We start from the raw sequence: 24615 nt of genomic DNA, 5'->3' as shown, positions 1-24615 counted from the left end.
GCTCCTTTTTATCTATACCTACTCTTTATCCCGCTATTTGCCGGATAGCCCAATTGATGAGGGCTGCTTAAAGTTTCACTCTATCTGCCACCTACAATAAATTTATAATCCGTATCGAAGCTATCAAGTGATTTTGTTAATCCATGTACTTGTATATTCCAGTTACCTGTCATGTTAATATACATACCTTCTGCTTCATATTCTCCCGGTGAAACTGCCGAAACTTTAAATGATCCTTTTCCCATATTCATATCTAACGATTGAGTCGTTAATATGATTTGTTCCATATTAGTAACAGGTTGTCCGTTCTCATCCTTTAAAGTAATATGGAATATATTTTGTCCTACTCTATTAGGACTTACATTTAGCGTCATTTCATATCCATTATCTAATTGTTTACTCTCTGTAAAAGGTCCAGTAGGAGGCATCGGTGGTGTTTGTACGTTTGTCATAAAAGCTACGATTACGAAAATGATAATTCCAATGATAAACTCTACCTTCACCGTAGCACCTAATCCTTGCTCCGCTCTCATTTTCCCTTTCACATAATGAATAATTCCCAATATCCCCATGAAAACGAATAAAATTATCTTTACTAATAAAGCTAATCCATACTTCGTATCAAATAACGATTGGATTGTTGGAATAAAAAATGTACTGTTAAAAAGACCTGTTATGAAAATCACAATGACAGCACATGTTGCCCACGGTGAAAAACGCTTAATCATATCCCAATACATATTCCACTTGTTATCCTCATTACGTAACAGAAGAATAATGGACGATAAACCACCAATCCATAATGAAGCTGCGAATAAATGTAAAAAATCCATAACAACAGCAATATCTTTAAACTTTAAACCATATGCGTGACTATTACATGCTTTCATAACAAGTATCCCGATAAACAATATTATTGGAATACTCCACACTTTAAACGACGAAAGCTTCTCACGCTTCATCGCAAAATACGTAACGATTATAAGCGAACTAATTAGAGCCATTTGAGTAATCCATACATAACTAAAAACAGAAAGCTGTAACGTTTCTTTTAATAGTAAAGGATTGAATGCTTCTAGCCATGAAACATCCGCATTTATTTTCGCTTGCAATGGTAGATTAAATAACAAGCTAATCAATATACCAAATAAGGAGATCCATATTATGTTCTTACTCCTTGATCGGACCGAAGTTGCATTCCCTTTATACATAATAAGATTAAAGAATAGCACTCCTATAAATAATGAGAAACTTGTATATAAAATTCCACGTTCCATGATCATATCAATTTGCGGAACATATCCCACCTCTTCTACTTGTATATCATCTGCTCCAGCTTCCGCTAATCCAATACGGAATGGAATAACTCCTTGAATTGGATGTCCATCAGCTGAAATTACTTTCCACTGAATAGAATAGAGACCGTTTTTGAGATTCTCTTTTAATCCGGCTTCTAATAGCTTTTTATTATTTTTATCAATATGAGCATCTTTTAAATCGACCCTTTTACCTGATGTATCTCTCACGTACAATGTATTAAAACTTGAAACTTGTATGTCCTCATCGAACTCGATTTTCACAACAGACGGTGCTTTCTTCAATGTTTCATTTTCAGTAGGGTTTGATTTCACAACGTATGCATGAGCAGATGCACTTTTCGGTATCAATACGATAAGCACACATACAATAAATAACAATGTCCCTAACCTTTTCATTACTTTCACACTCATTTCACTTCTTTCTTCCTCATCGCTATATTTTCATTATTTTTACTTCCCGAGTTGGATTCTTTGACGAAATATTAACCTGATTAAATATAATCTTCTATACAGTATAACTATTTATTTCTCTCTCACCTCTAAACTTCCAATACAATAGTAACTACCTTGATAGATACAACTTACATTTTTAAAGTCGATTGTTATTATATCATAAAATATATTTATGTAAGTTCTTGAAGAGGAAAAGTTATCGTGAATCATTTGTGAAGAAAGTGTGAAATGCATAAATAAAAAGGTATTACGTTATTACGTAATACCTTCTTAAAAATATCTTTCTTCTACTTCTCTTCCGGATAATCACAATACTCTATAATTGTTCCCTCTGTATCCGCTGGGTTAAGATAGATTAATCTTCTGCCGTGTTTATTCATTCGAAGCGTATGCTCTAACGTTCGAATGTCTTGTTTTTTCAATTCCTCTAAAGCTACATCTAAATCATCTACTCGATATGCAACATGATGAACACCTTTACCTTTTTGTTTTATAAATCGGGCAATTGGTGAAGTGGTGTTATTTGTCGGCGCAAGCAATTCAATTCTATCTCCATCCACTTCAAGAATGGCTACTTCACTTTCAACACCAGGCGCTTCACTTACGTAACGGTCTATTAAAGTTCCTGACAACACTTTTTCATAAAAACGTATCGTACTATCTATATCTCGAACTGCGATGCCGATATGATCAATTGTTTTTTTCATTTTATTTCCCCTACTACTTTATTTTCTTTCATTATTAATAGTAACAAAAAAAGCTATAGAAACAAGTTCTATAACTTTTTTATTTAACCTATTTTCTTATCCACACTAGCTGCTGGTTGAACTTGATTTTTTGCTTTCACAATGCTAATGACATACCCGATCAATCCGCCAATAAGTGCTGGTAAAATCCACCCTAACCCAACTTCATGCATTGGAAGTATTTTAGTAAGAAAATCATTTACTACTGCTAACTTCATACCAGCTGCATTCAATCCATCGAACACACTTACAATAAATGTAATTAATAAACTGCCTTGATACACCTCTGCTCGTCCTTTAAACAATGGATGAAGGAGCGTTAGGAAAATTAAGACGATTGCTAATGGATAAATCGCGATTAATACAGGAACAGAAATTGCAATTAATTGCGTTAAACCTACGTTCGCAACAACTGCACTGAACACTGATAAGATGATTGCTATCTTTTTATACGAAACATTCGGGAATAGTTTATGGAAGAATGAAGAACACGCTGAAACAAGTCCTACACTAGTCGTTAAACATGCTGCTGTAACCATAATCCCTAATATAATTCCGCCGTATGACCCAAAATAATAGTTTGAAACTTTTGCTAATACTGCACCACCATTATCTAAATGACCAAGTTTTGCAACACTTGAAGCTCCCATAAATGAAAGTGCTGAATAGATCATTGCTAAAATAGATGCAGCAATCAATGTTGCTTTTGCACAAACAATCATAATGTCTTTTTTTGTTTTTGCGCCCTTTTCTTTAATCGCATTGATGATGATAATACCGAATACGAATGATGCCAACGTATCCATTGTTAAGTAACCTTCTTGGAATCCTTTAAAGAACGCATGTGATGTATATGCCTCTGCAGGTGCTTGCATTTCTCCCATTGGATGAATAAAAGCAAATACTACTAAAATCCCAATAAACGTTAATTTAATTGGCGTTAAGATTTTTCCTACAATATCGACAATTTTCGCGGGATTTAGCGAAAAAAAACAAGTAATGCTAAAGAATATAATTGTAAAAAGAATGAGTGCTGAAGAACCCATAGCTTCTGGTACAAAAGGCTTCATACCAATTTCATAAGAAACGCTGCCTGTTCTCGGAATAGCGAATAGTGGACCAATCGCTAAATATAAAACTGTCGTAAATACAATGCCGAACACTGGATGTACACGACTTGCTAACGATTGTAAATCTTCTTTACCTGAAATTCCAAATGCTAATACCCCTAGCAACGGTAAACCTACACCTGTTACTAAAAATCCTGCATTAGCAATCCAAACATTCTCTCCTGCCGATTGACCAAGCATTGCTGGGAATATTAAATTTCCTGCCCCGAAAAATAGTGCAAATAACATTAAACCAATAACAACTATGAACGAAAACGGTACTTTATTCGTCATAATATAACCTCCATTCAATATAACCTATGTCATTTCCAATTTTAACTAATTGAATTTTCTGAATATTTAACTTAAGTATCAACTATTCTTGAACTCATTATAGTTTGATATATAATATTTTGCAATACTATTTTCAAACTTTTCATTCATTTTATAAATATACATTTTTTAACATAGAAATAGACTAAAAAACCAACATGGTCATCCATGTTGGTTTTTCCATTTTTACTATCAATTAATTAAAATTTCGCCGCTACTTTCTTAACGTTCTCTAGACCTTCTTCAACAATTTGTTGTGAGCGATCTGGATATTGGTTGTGCCCTTCAATTACAACAGTCTCTGGATTTGTAATTCCCCAGAATCCAAGTACAGTTGTTACGTAATTAACTGCCATTTCCATAGGAGCCATTTGTTCTGAAGAGTAATCTGAACCACGAGCACCTAACACAACTACTTTCTTACCACCAGCTAAGCCTTCTGGACCATTAGCTGTATATTTAAACGTTTTTCCAGCTTGAGATAAATATGAAATATATGTGATTAATGGTGCTGGTACAGTAAAGTTCCATAATGGGAATGCAAATACAACTTTATCAGCTTCTAAAAACTGATTTAAATATTGATCTACTGTAGCAACTGCCTTCTCTTCTTCTGCTGTTAATTCCATACCTTGACTACGTTTGTATCCACCTGAAATAGCAATATTTCCGTAATAAGGAAGATCTAATGCAAATAAATCTAACTCTGTAATTTCTGTATTCGGATTTGCTTCTTTATAAGTACTTACAAATGTTTCATACATTTTTGAACTAACTGCTTGCTCCGCTGGGCGATCGTTTGCTTTTACAAATAATACTTTTGACATTGTTTTATTCTCCTCTACTTTTTGATTTTCTTCTTTTTTACCAAATAACGAGCTAAATAATCCCATTTTCTTCACCTAAACTTTCTTATCATATTCATTATTCATCATCATAAAAATTCTTATTCTAATAAAAAGTTCCAATTGATACCTTAAGGAAAGTTAATTAAAACTTTTTGTTATTTAATTACCTTATGTAAGTGATTGTAATATAGTCACTTACTTTAGTCAAGTAACTTTTAATAAAAAAATAAATCTCAAATTAAAAACATTTACTAAAATACAATTGAACACCAAATTACAGCCTTATTACTTGTATAATAAAATTAGAGAGGAAAATTCATATTTAGAAAGGATTCATTCATGAGCACGATAGAAAAGATTCAAACTTTTATTATTCTTTTTGCTGTTACATGCGGCATCATACTCGGGCAATTTAATTTCATACATATGTATTCAGAGCGATTTATTGTCCCCTTCTTATTTTTCATGCTATATGGATTATTCCTCAGCATCCCATTAAAAGAAATAAAAAACGGATTTCACAATCTAAAATTTGCTGGAACAAGTCTTACTATTAACTTTTTATGGACACCTTTACTCGCTTGGGGATTAGGAGCACTATTTCTTTCAGATCACCCAGCACTGTGGATTGGATTTATAATGCTAATGGTTACTCCATGTACAGATTGGTACTTAATCTTTACTGAAATAGCAAAAGGTAATGTAGCACTTTCTACAGCGATTTTACCAGTAAATTTAATTTTGCAAGTACTACTACTTCCCATTTATTTATTTTTATTCGCTGGTGTTATGAAGACTGTAGCGGTTTCTGTTTTAGTAGAAAGTATTGTTATCGTAATCGTCTTACCATTTTTACTTGCACACGCTACAAAATTCATTATGAATAAACTGAAAAAAGCTGAAACGCTCGAGAATAAACTCATTCCGTTTTTCAGCTCTGCCCAAATTGTATTTTTAAGTTTAGCAATCGTAGCGATGTTTGCATCACAAGGTAAATATTTACTACAAAATATGAATGTCGTTTTATTATTACTCATTCCTGTTCTATTGTTCTTTATCATTAATTTTGTACTAGGACAATTTATCGGGCACGTTATGCGTTTATCTTATAAAGATACAGTAAGTCTAAACTTAACAACGTTAGCAAGAAACTCACCTGTTGCTCTTGCTATTGCTGTGACTGCTTTCCCTGACGAGCCTCTTATTGCACTTGCACTCGTTATTGGACCGTTAATTGAACTGCCAGTACTTGCTTGTGTTTCACAAGTGTTGTTGCTTATTAAGAAAAGACGGCAATATATATAATAAAAAACGTCCTATAGCAGGACGTTTTTTATTTTTGAAAAATCTCATACAACATTTATTTCTTATTTATCATTACAAATGAAATAACCGAAACTAGAAACGTAATAATACCAATTATAATAAATACAATAGAAGCTGAAATTGACTCTAAGGAATATCCCGTTATTGCAATTCCAACCGGGGTTGATACTAATAATAACGAATTTAAAAAACCAAAAAATCTTCCTTGCACTTCATTTGGAATTAACTTTCTATACAACACTCCAAAATATATATTACTTACCCCAAATGCAATTCCTGACAGAAAATAATAAACTGAAAATAATACCGGATTTAACGTCGTACCCATTGCAGCATTAAAAACCCCCATAATAGCTGTAAATATAAAAGCAGTCGTAATCGTTTTATATGTACGAATCTTTTTCGTAATAAATGCTCCTATTAAAATCCCTATCGGTGATGCCGCAAAAACTATACTATACCATCCCGTAGAAAGGTCCATTTCTCTAACAACTATTACTTGTAGCGAAAGCATACACGCCGCTCCAAGTAAATTAATAAGCGCAGCGCTCATAAGCAATGTTTTCAATGATTGATTACTATTAAATATGGAGAAACCCTCTTTAAAGTCTTCATAAAAAGGCTTTTTCTTTTCTACTTTTAATTCACGTGGAAATTTAATTTTCATTAAAATTAAAAATGATATAAAAAATGTAATTGCATCTAACAAAAATACTCCATGAAAATTAAAAATACTAATTAAAAAGCTAGCCATTAAAGGAATAGCTACCGATATGGTTTGTATTGATATTTGCCTCAGCGTAATCGCCTGTTGAACATGCTTTTCTTCCACATATGTTACTAATGCTGCATTTGAAGCCGGAGTAAATAAAGCACTCCCAATTGAGCGTATTATAAGTAAAATTAGTAACGGAATGTATAGCATTTTATTATAAAATGCTATAACTGCAATTAAAATCATGACGATACATCTCATAACATCCGCAATTATCATAAGCTTTCTTCTCGACATTCGATCTGCTAACGTTCCTGTTACAGGTGCAAATAAAATCGCCGTCGTCGCAATTGCAACGTTTACTCCAGAAACAAGTAATGGAGAGTTCGTTAATTTCATTACCCATAACGGTAAAACGAGCGTAACCATAGAATTACCTATTAAAGAAATGCAACTTGCTAAGAAAAAATACGAAAAAATTTTATTGCTCCAAATACTTGTGCTATTCTCTTTTAAATCCTCAATTTCATTATTCACTGCATCCTCCATTTTCCTCTTGTATATTTTCTTTAATTCTTCCTCACCACCTTTCAAAACCTCTATTTAAATGAGAAAAAACCTTCTTCAAAATAAGAAGAAGGTTTACTTATAACCGCATCTTATCTATTAGGAATTTTAGATCCTACAGGATTTAGCACCTTTATATCACATAAGGTTGCTGAGGCTTCGAAGGGCCAGTCCCTCCACCTCTCTTAATAAGAAGTTTTTATTTAATTATCTAAATTCATTATATTTTACATCAAAATAATTTCAATATGTTTTTTTATACAGTTAAAAGAAGATGACATCTATCATCTTCTTTTAACAATTTTGTCGTTACGTTAACAAGACCTTTCTAATTAAAAATGATAGGAAACGTAAATATAACGAAAGCTGCCCAAAGTCCGTAAATTGGTAAATACTTCGTAACGGCATCTTGGATAGCTGTCGGTCCTGATTTGCTTTGCAAGAAACGCATATAGGAAAACATAATCCAAATTAAATTTGCCCAGATCAGTATGTTTACCCCTAAAACAGCAAGTCTATTAGGTGTAATCCCGTAAGAAGAAAGTCTGAATACAATGGCTGATAAAGCGACAGTGTCAATAATAAGCGCCAGAACAATTAAGGCAAAATTTATATAATCTGAAATGTTCTTTTTCTCATCCGAATCACTCTCAACGATAGAAAATATGGTAACGGCCAACACGCCAAGGAGTATTCCGTTGAAGGCCATTAAGAAATTGCGGTCCAAGAAAGGATTTTTCCCGACCCATATAACCGTTATAAGATAGATTAGCAACGTAATCAAGACAAGTGGACTAAAAATTTTAGATATGTATGGTGTAATATTTTTAGCAAGTTTAAGATTCAATGATACTAAGTATGCAGCCACTACAGCGAGAGCGGCAGCTCCAAATAAAACAACATTACTAAAATAGAACTCTCCTATATCCAAGTCAACAAAACTAAATAATCGCATGGTGAATACTGCTAGTATCATTCCACTCACTGCCATGCTAGCGTAGAGAAGACCATATTCTAAATTAAATTTAATATAAGCTAATCTTGTATTACCTTTTGAATATTCATTTCCTGTAAATGCAAGTCCTACCAAGATCCATAAAAATATAGGAAGATGTAAATAAGCAAGGATAATACTGTCTTTATAATTTAATGGCAACATATTAAGATACAACCCGGCAATTAGGAACAACGCTGCAAGGAAATAAATAATACTTTTTTTCGGGGTATTATTGTAAACAAAATAAGCAGCGATAAAGGGAATTACACCAAAAGCCAGGTTAATTGGAGCAATTGCTTCCTGCTCGACAAAGTGGAAAATGATCCTGGTGCTTATGCCGGCCAGAATACCTAAAAGGCCCATGAATAAGAAACCTTTTTGAAACAAAGATGTTTTTTCTTTATTTACTTTCTCCTTGAAATGCAACCTTTCATACCAAGCACCTAGAACTTGAGAATCAGGGTTTTGGTCCCATGCTTGTGAGAATGCTTTTTTAAAAGCTTTCGGATCTTTTCTATACATCTTCTCCAACTCATGGGGGTTATCCATATTTTTAACAATCAAATTGTTAATGTTCATAGTTATACCTCCTCTAATTTTAAAAATAAGGTTGTTACCTTTTAACAAAAGCACCTCACTCATTTATTATGATTTTGATTTTAATACAAGTTTTATCGTTTTACAATAAAAAATTATTATTTAAAGATTTTTTTTTATCGTTAAATTTTATATAAAAGAAAAACAAAAGAGCATGACAGTTTTATGTCATGCTCTTTTAACAAATTAATTCTCAAACACAAAATTAATCTTATTATCTTTCCACTCTAATTTCGCATCAAATGTTTTCTCGCCCTTTTTAAAGCCTTTAATTAAATCGGTTTTCTCACCTTTTAAGAGCTTTGTCATATTCTTTTGCGAAATTGTTTTACTTAATATTTTTTTCGAGATGGTAAAGTCACATTGTGTCGTGTTGTAATTAGAACAGCCGTAAAACGTTGACTTATCAATTACATCGCCATCACATTTTTTACAGCTACCAACCTTTTTACCTGTTGTAAATTTCGATCCTTTTCGCTCAATCGATTCAACATGCAATCCAGTAAAGTCCCATTTCTCTGACATTTCCACTGCATCTTCAATAATTTTAGCTGATAGCTTTTTCGTTTGTTCCATAAATGTAGCTGGTGATGCTGTACCTTCACCAATTTCTGCAAGGCGCTGCTCCCATTTCGCTGTCATTTCTGGTGAAGCTAGTATTTTGTCACCGATTGCGGTAATTAATACTTTCCCTTTATCGGTCGCATACACTTGGTTCTTCTTCACATCTATATATTTACGGTCTTTCAGCATCGTAATAATTCCAGCGCGAGTTGCCTCTGTACCTAAACCTTCTGTTTTCTTTAATACTTTCTCCAGCTCTTCATTCTCTAAATACTTACCAGCTGTTTTCATTAACGTAATAAGTTGTCCTTCTGTATAACGCTTCGGTGGTTGTGTTTTCCCCTCTTTCACTTTCACCTTTACAACTTTTCCTTCTTCACCTTCAGCTACAATTGGAAGAATGGTTTCGTCATCTTTATCGTCTTGGAAAATAACTTTACGCCATCCTTCTTGAATTTGCTGTTTTCCTTTTGAAATAAATTCAGCACGTTCATCTACAAGCGTTACAATTGTTGTATAGTCAAAGATTGCAACTTCATAATGAGCTGCAATAAGCCTTCTTACGATCATATCGTAAATTTTCTTTTCATCACCTGATAATCTGCTTGGGTTTGTAACTTGCTCTGTCGGAATAATGGCGTAGTGATCTGTTACTTTCTTTTCATTCACATAACGCTTATTATTCATAATCGATTCAACCGGAGCTGGTAATAAACCTTTATATTCATCAAACTGACTTAACTTCTGTAAAATATCAGGGAATGTTGCCGCTTCACCTTGTGTAACATAGTTGGAATCCGAACGAGGATAAGAAACAATCCCTTTTTGATATAGTGCTTGCGTTATATCAAGCGTCTTTTTCGGTGAAAACTTAAAGGCTTTATTTGCCGTTGCTTGCAGTGATGATAAGTTAAATAAAAGCGGTGGCTGAAATTCTTTACGCTCCGTTTTCATTTCCTTCACTACTGCCGTTTTACCTTGGCAAAATGCTGCAATTTTATTCGCCATATCAGGGTCTTTTAAGCGGGATTCACTATCCTTCTCCCATTTCCCCTCATACTTCTTTCCTTCTATATTAAAGGTTGCGAACACTTCCCAGAACGGCTCTGACTTAAAGTTTTCTATTTCCTTTTCACGCTTTACGATTAACGCGAGTGTCGGTGTTTGTACACGACCAGCTGAAAATACATCATTCATTCCTTTTTTCTTTAACAAAATACTAAACACACGCGATGCATTCATACCAACAACCCAATCCGCACATGACCTTGTATACGCCTCATAGTACGTATTGATTGTATCTGATTCGTCAAGCAAATTTTTAAATCCTTGGTAAATAGCTTGCTTCGTTAAAGAGGAAATCCAAAGACGCTTCATCGGCTTTTGTACGTTACAAAGATTAATAATGTTTCGTACAATTAATTCCCCTTCGCGCCCAGCATCGCCCGCATGAATAATTTCTGTTACCTGAGGATTATGTAACAGCTGTTTCACAACGTTAAATTGTTTATACTTCGACTTTGTTACTTCAAATTGAAATCGTTCAGGAATCATCGGTAACGTATCAAGTGACCATTTTTTCCACTCTGCGTGATAATGTTCTGGATTACATAACTGCGTCAAATGACCAATTGCCCATGTACAGTACGCTCCATTTGGAAATAACTCATTCGCTTCTACTTCTAAATATCCATCTTTCCGGCGATATTTAAACTGTGAAACAAGAGCCAAACCTTGATCTGGTTTCTCGGCAATAATTAATTTCATTTTATAACTCCCTATCTGTATTCCACTGTTACTTTCATTGTCTATCTGTTTAGAAGCGATGATAAAACAACAATCTTATTTATCATTCGCGGGTTGTCCCGAGTAATGGGATAACTATAATATTATACGCTTATTCTTTATTGCTTCACAATAGAAACTCATTATATAACACTTTCTTTCACATGTTCACACGTAAAAAAATCAAACGCCACCTTGCTTTCATTTATGAAATTGTGCAGATAATATGCAGATATAAATAAGCATAAGTACTCTCTATATGAACATATGATGAAGTGAATGATAGGACAGGGAGGTATCATGATGTTTGCTTATACATTAACTGCCTTAATGCTTTGCTGTATCTCAATTATTATTACATCATATATTTCGAAACGTAGTGGTACCCTAATGGAGTATATGGTATTTATTATGTCTTTTAGTATGAGTATCGGTTTAAGTATAGGTTTTTATTTAGGTATTCTATTTAAAGGAGAATTGCTATATTCTACTTTGCTTGCGATTTTAATTAGTGGTTGTATCGGCTTTTTAGTTGGTCTACGTTTTCATCTATATACTGCTTTAGAAGGAATGTTCTCTGGGGTAATGGCAAGTATGATGGGAGCAATGATTACAGAAATGCTAAATGCGCAACAAGCTCATAGTATACTGTTTATCAGCCTTTTATTTACTATAACGATTACTATGTCATTTATAATTCAAATTTTATCAGAAAGGTTTTCTACTGTGATCCACCGATGCTTTTTGTTATTGCTTTCAATTAGTGTTGTAATTATTGTTTCGGTATTCATAACATTCCCCGATTTTACTCCTTCAACTTCACACGAGTATAAACAACATATGCACTAACACTTAAAACAAAATTATTAAATCAGAAACCTTAGAAGAAGCGATACTTTTAGGTATGCAAGAGGATTTCTCTGTAACGAATGTATTAGCAGTTCTCCTATTTATTAGGGCTTTATTTCTTAAGAAACAATAACACTGTGATTATTAAATTAGAAAAAGGTAACCAAAATCCTCTTCACAAAAAAACGTATGATTGTGTATAATAAGAACTAATGTTCCTTTCGGGGATTCACTAAACCTAAATTACACTTATATATCAAATAGAAGAGGATTGATATACCATGAAAATTGATAGACCCAAAATTTCACCAGAGTTATCTTCAAAAAATTTTCAAGATATTTTTTATGAAGAAGATCCTACACTAGAAATGTGTGAAATTATCGATTCCACTTTCGAAAATGAATCTGTGGATAGAGTACGATTATATGATGCCGTGATAAAGAATTGTAAGTTCACGAATACAGACTTTAGCAATATTGATATTACAGATGTTTGTTTTGAAAACTGTGATTTATCAAATGTTAATTTAAGCAATTCTTCTGTTCACAGAGTTGAATTTAAAAACAGTAAATTAATCGGGGTTAATTTTACAGAATCTAGCTTAGGAAATGTTAAATTTGAGAATTCTATTTTGAACTTAGCTGCATTTGGAAATTCTAAACTAGAAAAGATTGTATTTAATGAAACTTCATTAAATAGTGCAGATTTTTTTGACTGTAAACTAAAAAAAGTTGAATTCCAATTATGTAGCCTTGACGAAGCTAATTTTGACCAGACATCACTGAAGGGGATCGATATTAGCTCTTCTAATTTTAATACTCTGACAGTTTCAGTGAGCGATTTAAGGGGATGTAAAGTATCTACATATCAAGCTGTTCAGTTTGCGACTTTATTAGGATTAATAATTAAAGATTAGTATTTCGAAGATAAAAAGAACCCTATCCCGAATCATGGATTTTTTAATTGTCCACGATTCGAGATAAAGTTCAAATAAATTAGTGATGACTTTCTTATTATTTAACTACAGCTTGTTTTCCTTTGACATGTTCATTATTTACACTCATAAACGCTTCAATCTCTTCAACTTCTCTAATGATATCTTTTGACAAGTTTTCGTATCCGTCTTTCGTTACAAGAATATCATCTTCAATACGAATTCCAATCGATTCTTCTTCAATATAAAGACCAGGTTCAATTGTAATAACCATGCCTTCTTCTAATACTCTATCTTTGTATGTCCCTACATCATGCGTATCTAAACCAAGGAAATGGCTGACACCATGATAATAATATTTTGATAACTCTTCATCTTCTTGAATTAAACCAACCGCTTTACACCCTTCTGCAAGTACTTTTTTAGCATGCTCATTTAATGCAGCGAACTTTAAGCCTGGCTTAATAATCTCTGTTGTTTCTTTCAATGCTTTTAATACGATATTATAAATTTGTTTTTGGCGACTAGAGAATGTTCCATTTGCTGGGAATGTATAACTAATATCAGCGTTATAGTAGTCTTTTTGAGCACCTAAATCTAGTAATACTAAATCACCATTTTGAATTTGCGCATCATTATCTTCATAATGAAGAACTGTAGCATTTTTCCCACTCGCCAAAATTGTATTGAACGCATGATGCTTAATGCCAGATGATTTCAGTGTAAAATCAAATTGAGCTTCTAATTCATACTCCATCATGTCTGCTTTTGCATGCTTAAGTACGTTGTAAATACCGTCTTTCGTTACAGCAATCGCTTCTTTCATAATTTCAATTTCTTCTTCTGTTTTAAACACTCGTAATTCACAAATATTTGGATATATATTACCAATTGTTACGTGGGGGTATTGTTCTCTTACATGTTTAGCAAACGCTAATGTTTTTGTCTCTGTACCATTCCACTCACGACGCTCTAAATCTAAAAATAGATGCTTCACATTTTCTGTGAAGAGTATATTTGACATTGTCTTTTCAAAACTATCTAAATATACAACTTTCTTTATACCAGAAATTTTCTCTGCTTCTTCTTTAGAAACTGTTTTACCGACCCATTTTTCCATTACTGGATCTGATTTTTCAATGAAAAGTGTCTCTTCTACACAATTCCCAAACTTTTTCAGCATAAAAATAACATTTGGTTCATCGATTCCTGTTACATAATAAAAATTCCGATTCGGCACAAACTTATAATGTGCATCCGCTGACATATGAGGTGCTTGACCAGCAAATAAAATTGTAATCGATTCATCTGGTAATGTGTTTACTAATCGTTCTCTATTTTGAGCAAAAAATGTTGATTTCATAATAATCCCCCTAGCGTTCTATGTATGATTAAAAAATAATTATCTAATCAATTCATTTTATTATTGTTACAATTTTTCGTCAATTTTTAACCTTTTTTGATGGTGTTGACATAATTAAAATTACACGTTACAATAACTATACATTAGTAAGCAACTAATGTAATTAAATTAAACTAGAGGTGAAACAAATGAAAAACATTTTATTCCGTATTAACGAATTATCAAAAAAAGAAAAAGCAACTGGATTAACAGTTGATGAAAAACAAGAACAACAAATGCTACGTCAAAACTATACACAAACATTTCGTGGAAGCTTAGATTCCATTTTATTAAACACAAAAATTGTTGATCAAAATGGTCTTAACGTAACACCAGCCGCATTACAAGATGCTCAAATACGTTTAAAATTAAGCAAATGAGTTCCGCGCAAAAGAATTTCAATAAAACATAAAAAGAGCTGGATTTCCTATTTAGAAATTCCAGCTCTTTTTATTGTTTTTTCTAATTTAGCATACGAGCGATACATAGCAATTCTCCACGATACAATCATTGCAAAAGCGAGTAAAAAAAACATTCCACTTAACTCTGCTAAGTCAATCGATTGACTTAAATACGATTTCATTACTACTCGCACTGCTAATAATCCAACTAAAATAAATATAAATGCTTTTGACGGTTTCATATATATTTGTTCATTTCTTATTTCAAACTTCGTTGTTTTAATAAGGAATATAGAGAAAATAAGTCCTACAGTAATTGCTTCTACTATTTCTAATGACGTTAACCGAAACGCTGGTAAGAAGTACATCATAGCACCAGTACTCATAAAAAATGGGGGCAATATAATTTTCTTTTTCGTTACCGGTTTTTTCGCTGCTTTAAAGCGAAGAAACATGACACCAACAGCCATACAGACTGCTACAATACTTGATAAAAGTGCTATCATACTTTCCACTCCTATCTATTTAAATGACTTTTTGAGCAAAATCATAAATTAATAAGTAACTACAAGCACCATTATAGAATTTCTTCATTATATCCCTCCTGCTGTAAACTTTCCATATTCGCTGCAATCATTTTACGCAAAGTTTATGAACGGAATATGAACAAAATATTACATTCAATTTTCAAACAAAAAAGCCATTTTGCAATTAATATTGCAAAATGGCTTTTAACTTATTTTAAATCGTCATTTGTAAAAGCACCTGGAAGTAATTGCTCAACAGTCACTTCTTTTTCATCGCCTTTTACATTCGTTAGTAATACAGGCATTTTCGGATCACAGAATTCAGCAATTACTTGTCTACAAGCACCACATGGTGAAATTGGTCCGTCCGTTTCTCCTGTAATAACTAAGTAACTAAAGTCGCGCTCACCTTCTGATACTGCTTTAAAGATTGCTGTTCTTTCTGCACAGTTACATAAACCATAAGAAGCATTTTCTATATTACAACCAGTATAAATTTTACCTTCTTTCGTAACTAATGCTGCCCCAACAGGAAATTTTGAATACGGAATATATGCTTTTTCTAACATCTTATTTGCTTCTTCAATATATTTTTTCTTATCCATATTATTTCCCCCTCAAAGTAAGTGTAATTATGATTAGTCAGTAATAACTGTATGAACTAATTTAGGAGCCACTGCTGTTTCAGCGATAGAAATGTTCTCATAAATTTTCGCTTTTACATCTTCTACATTTTCGCGATTTGCATAAATCGTTACGAATGGCTCGCCTTCTTTTACTGCATCGCCCACTTTTTTACGTAACATTAATCCTACTGCTAAATCGATTTCATCTTCTTTTGTTGCACGACCAGCACCAAGTAGCATAGCTGCGATACCGATTTCATCAGCAACAATGTTAGAAATAACACCTGAAGTTTTAGCAGGTACATCAATTACATATTTCGCTTGTGGCATTTTTTCTGGATTGTCTACAATCGAGCTATCTCCACCTTGATTGCTTAAGAACTCTTTAAACTTCTCAGTTGCTTTTCCGTTCTTCATCACTTCAATTAACATTTCACGCGCTTCTTCTAATGTATTAGCTTTTTTCGCAAGTACAACCATCTGACTTCCTAATACGAGTACTAATTCTGTTAAATCTTCTGGACCTTCACCTTTTAATGTATCAATTGCTTCTTTCACTTCTAGTGCATTACCAATCGCAAATCCAAGCGGTTGTGACATGTCTGAAATAACAGCCATAGTTTGACGTCCTACATTATTTCCGATACGTACCATTGCATGTGCTAATTCTTTTGCATCTTCTTCTGTTTTCATAAACGCGCCAGCACCTGTTTTTACATCAAGTACGATTGCGTCAGCTCCAGCTGCAATTTTTTTACTCATAATTGAACTTGCAATTAGAGGAATTGAGTTAACAGTTCCTGTTACATCACGTAATGCATAAATCTTTTTATCTGCAGGTGTTAAGTTTCCTGTTTGTCCGATAACAGCTACTTTGTCACGGTTTACAATATCAATGAACTGCTCTTTCGTAATTTCAACGTGGAATCCTTCTACTGCTTCTAATTTATCAATTGTTCCGCCCGTATGTCCTAAACCACGACCAGACATTTTTGCTACTGGTACATCTAAAGCAGCTACTAATGGCCCTAATACTAATGTTGTTGTATCACCAACACCACCAGTTGAATGTTTGTCTACTTTAATTCCTTCAATTGCAGATAAGTCGATTGTTTCTCCAGACTCCACCATTGCCATCGTTAAATCTGCACGTTCGCGATCTGTCATATCTTTAAAGAAGATTGCCATTGCAAGTGCACTTACTTGATAATCAGGTATACTTCCGTCTGTATAACCATTAATAAAGAATTTGATTTCTTCAGTTGTTAATTCTTTGCCGTCACGTTTTTTCGCAATAATATCTACCATTCTCATTACAATCACCATTCCTTTTTATATGATATGAATCTATTAAAATAATAAGCCTACGATTGTTGCTGATAAGAAGCTTACTAATGTTGCACCGAAAAGTAATTTCAAACCAAATCTTGCGACTACATTCCCTTGCTTTTCATTTAAGCTCTTAACTGCCCCTGCAATAATTCCAATTGAAGAGAAGTTTGCAAATGAAACTAAGAATACAGATATAATCGCTGTCGTTCTATCTGAGAAATTAAAGTTTCCTTGTGCTAAATCTGTCATAGCGACAAATTCATTTGATACTAATTTTGTTGCCATAATATTTCCGGCATTAACTGCTTCATGCCAAGGTACACCCATAATAAATGCAAATGGTGCAAATGCATAACCGAGAATTTCTTGGAATGAAATACCGATTACACCTTTAAATACTGCATTAATGAATGCGATAAGAGCCACGAAACCAATTAACATAGCTGCTACTGTAATCGCAACTTTAAATCCATCAATAATGTATTCCCCTAATACTTCAAAGAAAGTCTTTTTTTCTTCTTCTTGTACTTCTAACATATCTTCTTCATCAGTAACTTCATAAGGATTAATAATAGAAGCAATAATAAAGCCCCCGAATAAGTTAAGCACTAAAGCGGTTACAACATATTGCGGTTTTAATAACACCATATACGATCCAACGATAGACATGGAAACGGTAGACATTGCAGATGCACATAATGTGTACATTCTTTTCTCTGGCAATAATCCTAATTGTTTCTTAACTGAAATAAACACTTCAGATTGTCCTAAAATCGCAGAAGCAACAGCGTTATATGATTCTAGTTTCCCCATTCCATTTACTTTACTTAATGCTAGACCGATAGATTTCACAATAATAGGTAACACTTTAATATGTTGCAAAATACCGATTAAAGCTGATATAAATACGATTGGCATTAATACACTTAAAAAGAATGAAAACTCTTTTTGATTTACTAATCCACCAAATACGAAATTTACACCGTCAGCGGCATATTTTAATAGCTCTCCAAAACCATCTGCTATTCCGCTAATTAATATATTCCCTACACTTGTATTTAATAATAGAAACCCCAAAATGAATTGTAATATAACCATCGTTATGATTGGACGATATTTGACTTTCTTTCTATCATTACTAGCAAGCCAAGCGATACCTAAAATCAATACGAGGCCAAAAACACCGATTAAGTATTTCATAAGCCATCTCCTCCCGTGTTCGTATCCGCTTACATTTCTTTCAATTGTTAAAGCAATAGATACACTTTACTTTGTGTATCTATTGCCCTTGACTTCACTAATGATTAGTAGTTATCTGTAGCACCTTTTGCATCATTTAATACGATTGCAACACTAGCACTTGCTCCAATACGAGAAGCTCCAGCAGCTACCATTTTGTCTGCATCTTCACGTGTACGAACACCACCAGATGCTTTTACACCAACGTTTGGTCCTACTGTTTTACGCATTAATGCGATATCTTCAGCAGTTGCTCCGCCAGTTGAGAATCCAGTTGAAGTTTTTACGAAGTCAGCACCAGCTTTTACTGATAATTCACAAGCGCGTACTTTCTCTTCATCTGTTAATAGACAAGTTTCAATGATTACTTTTACAAGAGCTTTTCCTTTTGCTGCTTGTACTACTTCATAAATGTCTTTTTCAACAAGTTCGTCGTCGCCATCTTTTAAAGCGCCTACGTTGATTACCATGTCAACTTCAGTTGCACCTTTTGCGATAGCATCTTTTGTTTCAAATGCTTTTGTTTCAGTCGTGCTTGCTCCTAATGGGAAACCGATTACAGTACAAACATCTACATCATGTCCAGCTAGTTCTTCAGCAGCTAGCTTTACCCATGTTGGGTTAATACAAACAGAAGCGAATTTATATTCCTTTGCTTCTTCGATTACTTTCATAACATCTTCTTTTGTAGCATTAGCTTTTAAAATTGTATGGTCAATTAACTTTGCAATATTCATTATCTTCACTCCTCATATCTTTTAACAACTTCATTCTAACTCTTAGTTGAACAAATGTAAATATACTTTTGAAATTTTGTTCATTCTTTTTAAAAAGGAATTTCCTTCTAGTAAATAAAGCGCATTCTAACTAAGAAATACTTCATATATAAATTCAAATTTTTTATATTAACAATGGTAGTATGTATCTCAATATCCATAATTATTTTAAAAAAGGCAATTTGTATTCAAAAATAATCCCATAATTCATACATAACAAAATAAAAGGCTTTCTCAAAATGAATATCTTGAGAAAGCCTTTTATTTCTAATCTTCTTTTTGATAATGTAACAATTCTTTCGCCGTATGCTGATCGATAATTAATACATTTGCATATCCGCCACGTAACGCACCATCAATTGCTTTTATTTTTCTATTACCACCTGCAACTAAAATAGAGCGTTTCTTTAATTTTAGTTCTTCTAACTCAATTCCGATGGTTCGCTTATTAATTTCTTCACTACTAATATTTCCGTCTCCATCAAAGAAACGTGAACAAATGTCACCGACCGATTGTTTTTTGAGTAAACTCGTTTCATCCTTATCGAAATAACCTAATCGGAATAATAGCGCTTCGTCTCGCACTGTTCCTACAGTGAAAATTGCAATATTCGCTTGTTTCCCCATTTCGATAATGTGATGAATATGTCGATCCTGCTCTACTAATTCTTTTGTCACTGCATTATCAAATATAACTGGAAGAGGTAGATTTCTTGGCGTCGTTTGAAAAGCATCTGCAAATAATGCAATGGTTTCATTTGCATATGTATTTACACTCGAATGGCTAATACCACCTTTTAGCTGGACAACTTCTACACCTTTTACATGTTGTGGTACGATTTTTCTAGCGATTTCATACATCGTCATTCCCCAGCTTACACCAACGATATCACCGTTTTTAACCGTCTTTTCCATATACTCAGCTGCATATTTACTTATATACTCTGTAATCGTTGCATATTCTGGCACTGGGGAAAATACAACATGTGCTTCTAACAAGTTATATTTTTCTTTCAGTAAATTGCCGACATTATCTAAATCAGCAAATGGATCGGCTATACTAATTTGAACAAATCCTTTTTCTTTCGCGTACTTTAATAGTCTAGAAATTGTCGGTCTTGAAATATTTAATTTGTTAGCAATTTCTTGCTGACTATAATCTGATTGATAATATAATCTTGCAACTTCAACACTTAATTGTTGTTTATCTTTATCCATAGTAACTCAATACAAATCCTTTCCTGTATTTCCTTTTCGTTACAAGCATTATACAGCTTTATGCAAAAAAATTCGACTACCGAATTTTATCTAACTGAGCTTCTACTACACTTAGTATTTAAAATGAAACTTTAATCAATTTTTTAAAACTACATACTTCCCCCTACAATTAGAACATTACAAATATTTTTTCACAATATAGCATACTGGTTCTAATCTAAAAAATAATTTTTCATCACGATACATCTTCTCATTTTTAGACATTTCTATGTACAACGTTATAAAAAGTTACATAACAAAATTATTAAAATAAGCAGCTTGTCCACTAGATGTATAATTAAGTAATAATTAGTTCATATTTACTTTATTGTTTTTCTGTTTTTTCACATTTTTTACTTTTTTCTAACTTTTCATCATGATGCGCAGGTAATTCTATAACAGTCGTTAGACCTCCTCGATCCCCATTATTAGAAATAAATAGACGTCCGTGATGAGCCTGCACAATCCTTGCCACCATTGGAATTCCTAGGCCATGGCCTTCTTTGACAGTCCGCTTTCTTCTTGACGAATAAGGTAACTCGGTAATTTCCGTCAATTTCTCCTTTGGGATTCCCCGCCCATTATCCTTTACAATAAAGCGATATTGGGAGCGATCCTTGGATAGAGAGGTTTCCAACGTGATTACACATCCCTGTGTGTTATGATTTACACTATTTTGGACAAGATTACTAATTGCACGAAGTAGCAGTTTCTCGTCTCCAATAACCTTAACCGCTTCAACATTCAGCTTCAAATCAATTTCATAACGATCATCCAACCCATTATTCAAAAAATCCGTAGCCACCTGTCTCGCTAAAACTGATAGACGGATTTGCTTCAAATGCAAAGGTTGCATTTCATACTCAAGCATGGAGACTAGATTCAAATCACTTACAAGTGAGCGGAGCTTCTCACCCTGATGCCGAATGATACCAGCCTGCCGCCTCTGGTCCTCCGACAAATCAAAATTATCTTCCATTTCGCTTGCATAGCCAAGAATAATCGAGAGTGGGGTCCGGATATCGTGAGAAATCCCGGCAATCCAATTAGAACGCGCTTCATCTCGTGCCTTCAACGCGTCCGTTTTTTTCTGGAGCTTAGTGGAGGCAGAATTAATACTTTGAGCTAAGTCACCAAATATTCCCTTGGAATCCAACTGAACCAATTCCTCCCTAGCAAGATTGTGGACTCCTGACACAAGAGGACGTATCCCTCTTATGAGACGTGTACCAATCACAACAGAAATCAACAGAGTTATCCCTACATTAAAGAGCAACAGTACACAAAGCCGCAAGGGTATCTCCCTTAACCAATCAGAAAGAAAGGTAAATTGATACTTCCAGTGACTTCCCTTTGGATATCCGACCACAATTAGTTCATTTTTATGTTCCCAAGTATAAACAGGATATTGCAAAAGATAATATCGCGATAACTTAGCTACATCGACTAAATTATAAAACCTCGGAACATCACTAGGTAAATGGTAATCCCATTGCACATGGCCGTCTTCACTAATCAGCATAGCCCACGCTTGATTGTGCTGCAAAATCTTGGCGGTGTTCTCGTCTAAATGATAGTTGTTATCCTGCTTGTCTAGATTTTGAGAAATCTTTTTAAGTAAACCTTCCGGAGGGATTTGTTGATTAGTTTCATTGAACACCAAGGTACCTAGTAGCACGAAATTAAAAATAAGCACAAATATCGAAATAAGGATGGTCGTGGTGACAAATCGCTGTAATATACGAGTAATTCCTTCCACTCAATACGTCTCCTTTACTAGCAATTTATATCCCAACCCCCTGAAGGTGAGAAGATAGATTGGTTTGGAAGGATCCAGCTCAATCTTTTCACGTATCCGCCTGATATGAACCATCAAAGTATTCTCAAGACCGTAGCTGTCATCTCCCCAAACAGCCTGACATAAGGCATCATTTGTAATGATACGTCCTTGATTTTCATAAAGCTTTACAAGAATGGCATGCTCCTTTGCCGTCAATGGCATCTCTTTCTGCCCTCTGTGTACAACAGCGCTTTCAAGATCAACGATTTGTTCTCCTAATCTGAAGATAGATAGACACTCTGTGACCGAGGAAGAATATACACGTTTCAAAATCGCCATGAGCCGTAATACCAGCTCACGTGGCAGAAATGGCTTCACCATGTAATCATCTGCCCCCAAGCCCAATCCAAGCAATCGATCTTCATCCTCTCCCCGCGCAGAGAGAAAAAGAACCGGTGTGTTCGAAAACTTCCTAATGGAAGACAGTAAAGAAAATCCGTCACCATCCGGTAACATAACATCCAGAATTACGATATCTGGATTGTCTACCTGGCAAAATGACAGAGTAGAAGCGCAGTCAACAGCAGTATAAATGCGAAAAAATCCCTCTTTTCTTAAAAATCTTTCAATCATTATTCTGATTTCTTGTTCATCGTCCACAATTAATATTTTTTTGTTTTTTAGATTTTCCATTTTACATCACCTCATTTGATTATACATAAAAAAGGAATTTTTTGGTGTTTTAATTCAACTTCACTTCTTGATACCTTTTTAAAATTCAAACAAATAATTTGAGGAATTCCACCTATTTCATTTTTGGGCTTCACTATTTAAAACCACATAGTACAGCAATTTTGTTTTAATCTTTATGGGCAAAAAGTATTTAGTTTATTCTTGGAAGAGACATTATACAGTAACAAAAAAAACCCCATTTTTATTCAATGTAAAAATGGGGTTTTGTATTACATTATTATTCGTAAATTAATTACTATAGGAAAGTCCCTTCTTCTTTCAAATTATTATTATTCTCGATACTGCTGTTGCACCGCCTCAGGTAGCTCCTCAAAGCTAACCTCTTCCCAATACGTAACGCCCCGAATCATTGTATAATATAGTTGAATATAAGCTCCTTCCCTCAATTTCTTTCCTGCCGAAAAACTTAGTTCCTCTTTCTTTTTTTTCTCATCATAAGCAATCACCTTATAGTCGTACCGTCCATTCTGACCTTGAACACCGGGTCCAGTTATCTTAGTGTAATAAACGGTTTTCCCTGCAGGATTTTCAGGTGTAAGCTTTTCTGGAGTGAAGAAGAACATCCACATACATGCTCCAAACACGATGACGGTCCCTAGTACCAACAATATTTTTTTCATTATAAATTCCTCCTAACCTCAATCAGGATGAAACAACGTCTCTGTTCTTTAACCTTCTGATTGATCTCGACGCAAAAATAATAACAAAAGCCATATTAATCACCCAAAACAATAAGCTCTGCATGTTCGTCAACTTATCCTGACTCATCACACTCATGCCAATGTTGAGCAAGGAGAACGGGAATAACATTCCAAACTTGCCAATATACATACCTAAGCCGATAAAAACCCCGCACAGACTTATTCCGATTGGTGTAGCAAAACTACGAATCCGTAGCGACAGTCCCAATTGCAAAGCACTAATTGACAGAGAAGCATACCATCCACGTATCGTCCATTCTATAGTTTCTACAGGGAATGATCCAGGTAAAGAGAACAAGGTACCTATTAGCCAGTAGAGTCCCATGAACAGACCTTGCGCGAACAAAATTAAAATACTAACGATAATCAATTTGGCAAGAAACACATTGGCAACCGATACGGGAGAGGTCATAATCATATTCCAATTTCGGTTTAAATGCTCCAGCCTACATATATAAGAGCAACAGATAGCTATCAAAATAGGTAAGAAAAAAACACCGTAAAACAGGCTAACCTGAGTCCACAAGCTGTACCAACCATTTTGCAGAGCGCCTTGGTTCAAATAAAAATTCGCACTTCCAATCAACATACTTATTATTGGAAGTGCAGCAATTACAAGACCAATCCGGGAATGACGTAGTTTAAGCCATTCAGCAGAAATACTTCGTTTCATTAACT

The 24615-nt window shown here is 34.0% G+C and carries 22 protein-coding genes and 1 riboswitch; of the genes, 4 read left to right on the top strand and 18 right to left on the bottom strand.

Features of this window, described 5'->3' with window-relative positions; all coding sequences use genetic code 11:
• Positions 1-80 precede the first annotated feature (80 nt).
• The 4 genes from ACTFR9_RS02115 to ACTFR9_RS02100 all read right to left on the bottom strand — a co-directional run bounded on the left by ACTFR9_RS02115 (position 81) and on the right by ACTFR9_RS02100 (position 4853).
• Positions 81-1730 (bottom strand): copper resistance CopC/CopD family protein, encoded by a 1650-nt coding sequence (locus tag ACTFR9_RS02115; RefSeq protein WP_000114300.1) that lies wholly within the window; start codon positions 1728-1730, stop codon positions 81-83.
• 329 nt (positions 1731-2059) lie between these two features.
• Positions 2060-2479 carry a VOC family protein gene (locus ACTFR9_RS02110; RefSeq protein WP_000750841.1) on the bottom strand — a complete coding sequence of 140 codons (420 nt, stop codon included), beginning with the start codon at positions 2477-2479 and terminating at the stop codon, positions 2060-2062.
• An 83-nt stretch (positions 2480-2562) separates the two neighbouring features.
• A complete protein-coding gene (gene brnQ / locus ACTFR9_RS02105; protein WP_000182722.1) occupies positions 2563-3921 on the bottom strand; it encodes a branched-chain amino acid transport system II carrier protein in 1359 nt (452 codons plus the stop codon).
• A gap of 239 nt (positions 3922-4160) precedes the next feature.
• Positions 4161-4853 (bottom strand): FMN-dependent NADH-azoreductase, encoded by a 693-nt coding sequence (locus tag ACTFR9_RS02100; RefSeq protein WP_000522508.1) that lies wholly within the window; start codon positions 4851-4853, stop codon positions 4161-4163.
• Between the two features lie 294 nt (positions 4854-5147).
• On the opposite strand from ACTFR9_RS02100, the gene ACTFR9_RS02095 reads away from it, so the two are divergent.
• Complete coding sequence (locus tag ACTFR9_RS02095; protein WP_229136405.1) at positions 5148-6113, top strand: arsenic resistance protein; 966 nt, start codon at positions 5148-5150, stop codon at positions 6111-6113.
• Between the two features lie 55 nt (positions 6114-6168).
• Here ACTFR9_RS02095 and ACTFR9_RS02090 read toward each other — a convergent pair whose 3' ends face one another.
• The 3 genes from ACTFR9_RS02090 to topB all read right to left on the bottom strand — a co-directional run bounded on the left by ACTFR9_RS02090 (position 6169) and on the right by topB (position 11341).
• Positions 6169-7398, bottom strand: coding sequence for an MFS transporter (locus ACTFR9_RS02090; RefSeq protein ID WP_000389106.1), 1230 nt, complete (start codon positions 7396-7398; stop codon positions 6169-6171).
• Positions 7399-7505: 107 nt separating this feature from the next.
• Positions 7506-7611: riboswitch (SAM riboswitch) on the bottom strand.
• 133 nt (positions 7612-7744) lie between these two features.
• Positions 7745-8992: a DUF4153 domain-containing protein gene (locus ACTFR9_RS02085; protein WP_229136406.1), complete on the bottom strand. Its 1248-nt coding sequence runs from the start codon at positions 8990-8992 to the stop codon at positions 7745-7747.
• Positions 8993-9196: 204 nt separating this feature from the next.
• Positions 9197-11341 (bottom strand): DNA topoisomerase III, encoded by a 2145-nt coding sequence (gene topB / locus ACTFR9_RS02080; protein ID WP_000766745.1) that lies wholly within the window; start codon positions 11339-11341, stop codon positions 9197-9199.
• Positions 11342-11662: 321 nt separating this feature from the next.
• On the opposite strand from topB, the gene ACTFR9_RS02075 reads away from it, so the two are divergent.
• On the top strand, positions 11663-12208 hold the full coding sequence (locus ACTFR9_RS02075; protein ID WP_000458505.1) for a hypothetical protein: 546 nt from the start codon (positions 11663-11665) through the stop codon (positions 12206-12208).
• 281 nt (positions 12209-12489) lie between these two features.
• Positions 12490-13125 (top strand): pentapeptide repeat-containing protein, encoded by a 636-nt coding sequence (locus ACTFR9_RS02070; protein WP_000687264.1) that lies wholly within the window; start codon positions 12490-12492, stop codon positions 13123-13125.
• A gap of 97 nt (positions 13126-13222) precedes the next feature.
• On the opposite strand, the gene ACTFR9_RS02065 is transcribed toward ACTFR9_RS02070, so the two are convergent.
• Positions 13223-14506 (bottom strand): aminopeptidase P family protein, encoded by a 1284-nt coding sequence (locus ACTFR9_RS02065; RefSeq protein ID WP_000842991.1) that lies wholly within the window; start codon positions 14504-14506, stop codon positions 13223-13225.
• A 188-nt stretch (positions 14507-14694) separates the two neighbouring features.
• Between ACTFR9_RS02065 and ACTFR9_RS02060 the strand changes: the two genes are divergently transcribed.
• Entirely contained in the window at positions 14695-14925 is a 231-nt protein-coding gene (locus tag ACTFR9_RS02060) for a DUF896 domain-containing protein (RefSeq protein ID WP_000789783.1), read from the top strand.
• A 47-nt stretch (positions 14926-14972) separates the two neighbouring features.
• On the opposite strand, the gene ACTFR9_RS02055 is transcribed toward ACTFR9_RS02060, so the two are convergent.
• The 10 genes from ACTFR9_RS02055 to ACTFR9_RS02010 form a co-directional block, all read right to left on the bottom strand.
• Positions 14973-15452: a CcdC family protein gene (locus tag ACTFR9_RS02055; RefSeq protein WP_000561052.1), complete on the bottom strand. Its 480-nt coding sequence runs from the start codon at positions 15450-15452 to the stop codon at positions 14973-14975.
• A gap of 230 nt (positions 15453-15682) precedes the next feature.
• The gene (locus ACTFR9_RS02050) at positions 15683-16078 is read right to left on the bottom strand and encodes a cytidine deaminase (protein WP_000358525.1); all 396 of its coding nucleotides are present in this window, start codon (positions 16076-16078) and stop codon (positions 15683-15685) included.
• Between the two features lie 33 nt (positions 16079-16111).
• The gene (locus ACTFR9_RS02045) at positions 16112-17413 is read right to left on the bottom strand and encodes a pyrimidine-nucleoside phosphorylase (protein ID WP_001983022.1); all 1302 of its coding nucleotides are present in this window, start codon (positions 17411-17413) and stop codon (positions 16112-16114) included.
• A gap of 36 nt (positions 17414-17449) precedes the next feature.
• Entirely contained in the window at positions 17450-18631 is a 1182-nt protein-coding gene (locus tag ACTFR9_RS02040) for a NupC/NupG family nucleoside CNT transporter (protein WP_000876184.1), read from the bottom strand.
• 104 nt (positions 18632-18735) lie between these two features.
• The gene (gene deoC / locus ACTFR9_RS02035; RefSeq protein WP_001017431.1) at positions 18736-19407 is read right to left on the bottom strand and encodes a deoxyribose-phosphate aldolase; all 672 of its coding nucleotides are present in this window, start codon (positions 19405-19407) and stop codon (positions 18736-18738) included.
• A 306-nt stretch (positions 19408-19713) separates the two neighbouring features.
• Positions 19714-20664 (bottom strand): sugar-binding transcriptional regulator, encoded by a 951-nt coding sequence (locus ACTFR9_RS02030; protein ID WP_000356563.1) that lies wholly within the window; start codon positions 20662-20664, stop codon positions 19714-19716.
• Positions 20665-21028: 364 nt separating this feature from the next.
• Positions 21029-22462: a sensor histidine kinase gene (locus ACTFR9_RS02025; protein ID WP_000398539.1), complete on the bottom strand. Its 1434-nt coding sequence runs from the start codon at positions 22460-22462 to the stop codon at positions 21029-21031.
• Positions 22463-23176: a response regulator transcription factor gene (locus ACTFR9_RS02020; RefSeq protein WP_000429325.1), complete on the bottom strand. Its 714-nt coding sequence runs from the start codon at positions 23174-23176 to the stop codon at positions 22463-22465.
• A gap of 329 nt (positions 23177-23505) precedes the next feature.
• Positions 23506-23856: a YxeA family protein gene (locus ACTFR9_RS02015; protein WP_000722584.1), complete on the bottom strand. Its 351-nt coding sequence runs from the start codon at positions 23854-23856 to the stop codon at positions 23506-23508.
• Between the two features lie 22 nt (positions 23857-23878).
• Positions 23879-24610, bottom strand: a complete 732-nt coding sequence (locus ACTFR9_RS02010; RefSeq protein WP_000830528.1) for an ABC transporter permease — start codon at positions 24608-24610, stop codon at positions 23879-23881.
• Positions 24611-24615: the final 5 nt, after the last annotated feature.

The sequence above is a fragment of the Bacillus cereus group sp. MYBK222-1 genome (assembly GCF_051916425.1).
GTDB classification, from domain to species: domain Bacteria; phylum Bacillota; class Bacilli; order Bacillales; family Bacillaceae_G; genus Bacillus_A; species Bacillus_A paranthracis.
The sequence above is the reverse complement of the archived record's forward strand: the minus strand, read 5'-3'. Positions and strand labels throughout refer to the sequence as shown.